Genomic DNA, 1,569 nt, shown 5'->3' on the forward strand with positions numbered 1-1,569 from the left:
ATTATCCTTCACCTCATCCCAGAGTGCCGCTTTTTTTAAACTTGTTTCAACGGTCTCATCCAAAAGCTTTTTATCGTTAATCCCCTGAATACGAAGTCCGTACACAACATTTTCATAGATAGATTTTGGAAAAGGATTGGGTTTTTGAAAAACCATCCCAACCTTTTTCCTGAGTTCTTCAACGTTTATTTTCTTGTCATAGATGTTTTTTCCTTCAATAAAAATCTTTCCTTCCAGTCTGAAAGTCGGAATAAAATCATTCATTCTGTTAAGCAAACGCAGAAAAGTTGATTTTCCGCATCCGGAAGGGCCTATAAATGCTGTTACCGAATTTTGCTGAATAGAAATGGAGAGGTTTTTAATGACATGATTGGTGCCGTAGAAAACATTGACTTTTGAAGCTTCAACGATATTGTACATGTTCTGAATTACCATTTGGTGTTTTTTTGCCAACGGTTACGCAGGTAAACTGCAAAGCCGTTCAGAGCAAATGTAATGATTAACAAAATAATGATAGCAGCAGTTGCATTGATAATAAAGCCTTTCTGTGGTCTTGAGAGCCAGTTGAAAATCTGAATAGGAAGTACTGAAAAATCATCCATTGGGCTGGTTGGGATGGTTGTTATATACAACATGGCACCAATAACGATTAAGGGAGCGGTTTCTCCGATTGCCCGGGAAATTGCCAGAATAACACCCGTAACAATGCCTCCGGATGCGGCAGGTAACACCTGGTGCCAGATGGTCTGCCATTTGGTAGCGCCTATGGCATACGAGGCTTCTCTTAAAGTCTGGGGAATGGCTTTGAGTGCTTCACGCGTTGCAACAACAATGATTGGAAGTATCAGCAGGCTTAATGTTAAACTGCCAGCAAGCAGGCTTTTTCCCAATCCAAGTATTCTGACAAATATTTCAAGAGCAAGAAGTCCGTAAATAATGGATGGAACTCCGGCCAGATTGGTCAGGTTGATTTCAATAAAATTGGCAAAACGGTTTTTCTTTCCATATTCCTCCAGATAAATCCCTGACGAAATGCCTAACGGGACTGCAATGAGTGCTGTTAAAATCATAATGAAAATGGTGCCGATCAGAGGAATTAAAATCCCTGCATTTTCTGGTTTTCGCGATGGGAGAGAGGTGAGAAACTGCCAGTTCAGGCGGGGGACACCTTCTATCAGGATACTAATCAGAAAAACAGCAAGCATCAAAAGACCGAAAATAGTGAACACAATACCAGTTATCCTGAAAAGCTTATCTTTAACTCGGTTTGATTTTATATAATACTGGCTCTTATTCATATTTTTCAGTAAATTTCTTTTTAAGGTAATAGCTGATGTTATTCAGAATAAAAGTCAGGACAAAAAGTGCTATTCCGGCAGCAAATATGGTTTTGTATTCGAGTGAACCTTGCACCACATCGCCAAGGCTGACCTGAACAATATAAGTAGTAATGGTTTCTACAGGAACCAAAGGATTGAATGTGAGCCTGGGCTGTTGGCCTGCAGCAATGGCAACTATCATGGTTTCGCCAATTGCACGCGAAATAGCCAGAATCACAGAAACAAAAAT

Annotated in this window: 3 protein-coding genes; all 3 read right to left on the reverse strand. The window is 40.0% G+C overall.

The annotated features are described in order from the left end of the window. Nucleotides 1-420 (reverse strand): ATP-binding cassette domain-containing protein (locus GX437_13055; protein ID NLJ08583.1); only part of this gene is annotated, 420 nt, incomplete at its 3' end. Between the two features lie 8 nt (nucleotides 421-428). Continuing rightward, nucleotides 429-1,298 carry a phosphate ABC transporter permease PstA gene (pstA, locus tag GX437_13060; protein NLJ08584.1) on the reverse strand — a complete coding sequence of 290 codons (870 nt, stop codon included), beginning with the start codon at nucleotides 1,296-1,298 and terminating at the stop codon, nucleotides 429-431. Then, a partial coding sequence (locus GX437_13065) for a phosphate ABC transporter permease subunit PstC (GenBank protein NLJ08585.1) occupies nucleotides 1,291-1,569 on the reverse strand: 279 nt, incomplete at its 5' end. The genes GX437_13065 and pstA, both read right to left, overlap by 8 nt.

Source organism: Sphingobacteriales bacterium (assembly GCA_012517435.1).
Taxonomy (GTDB): Bacteria; Bacteroidota; Bacteroidia; order CAILMK01; family JAAYUY01; genus JAAYUY01.

Coding starts and splice junctions, on each gene's coding strand:
- pstA (NLJ08584.1), bottom strand. CDS start 1,298: ATGAATAAGAGCCAGTATTATATAAAATCAAACCGAGTTAAAGATAAG.